This window comes from Mycolicibacter sinensis, assembly GCF_001667945.1.
Classification (GTDB): Bacteria; Actinomycetota; Actinomycetes; order Mycobacteriales; family Mycobacteriaceae; genus Mycobacterium; species Mycobacterium sinense_B.
Genome location: NZ_LZJK01000149.1, coordinates 1 through 964 on the forward strand (window position 1 = coordinate 1; position 964 = coordinate 964).

1 protein-coding gene and 1 pseudogene are annotated in these 964 nt (G+C 72.4%); both read right to left on the reverse strand.

The genetic code is table 11. The features are described 5' to 3' along the window. Positions 1-252 (reverse strand): annotated as a pseudogene (locus A5694_RS18925) (ATP-binding protein); the annotation flags it as partial. Then, the coding region (locus A5694_RS18930) for a zinc-dependent metalloprotease (protein WP_064923847.1) at positions 231-964 on the reverse strand (734 nt) is incomplete at its 5' end. The gene A5694_RS18930 and the pseudogene A5694_RS18925, both read right to left, overlap by 22 nt.

Below are 964 nucleotides of genomic sequence, written 5' to 3' on the forward strand. Positions count from 1 at the left end.
CTGCGCGGCAACGCATCCCAATTCGAGGGCCTGGCGGCGTGCGAGATCGGCCACCTGCGCCGAACCGGCTTGCAGGCCGTGGTCGACGATGAGCGCGGTGGTGGGCCGCTCGGCCGCGGCAACGGCGGTCAGGGCCAGCGAGTCCGGCCCACCGGACAGCGCCACACACCAGCGGGCCGCATCGGGCAACTGCTGCTCGGCGAACCCCACCAGCGCGGCACGCAGCCGGGCTACAGCACCCGATCGATCCACCGCTGCGGCTCTTCGATCTCGGCGGGCAGCGGCAGGGCCTGCGGGCCCGACCAGACCGCGTTGAACCGGTCCATGCCGACCCGGCCGACCACGGCGTCGACGAACGCCTTGCCGCGGGTGTACTGGCTGAGCTTGGCGTCCAGGCCCATCAGCGCCCGTAACAACCGTTGCAGCGGCGGTTGGCTGCGCTGACGACGTTCCTCGAAGCGGCTCCGGATCGTCGCCACCGACGGCACCGCCGCCGGCCCGACCGCGTCCATCACGTGGTCGGCGTGCCCCTCGAGCAGCGTGCCCAGCGTCAGCAGCTGGTCCAGGGCGGCGCGCTGCTCCTCGGACTGCACGGCGCGCACCAGCCCCAGGATTCCCGACGGCCCGGCGTCGTCACGGCGGCCCCGCAGATAGTCGGTCAGCCGGCCCACCACCTCGAGAACGTCCGGGCTGGCATCGCCGGTCAGCACCGCCAGTGCGTCCGACATGTAGCCGGGCAGCCACGGATTCACCGAGAACTGCACCCGGTGCGTGACCTCGTGCAGGCACACCCACAACCGGAAGTCGGCCGGGGTCACCCGCAGCTGCCGCTCGGTGGCGATCACGTTGGGATACACCAGCAAAAGCGCCCCACCCTCGGCGCAGAAGGGGTCGTACTGGCCGAGGATGCCCGAGGAGACGAACGCCAGCAGCGCACCGGTCTGCGCGCCGGCCAGCCGGCCGC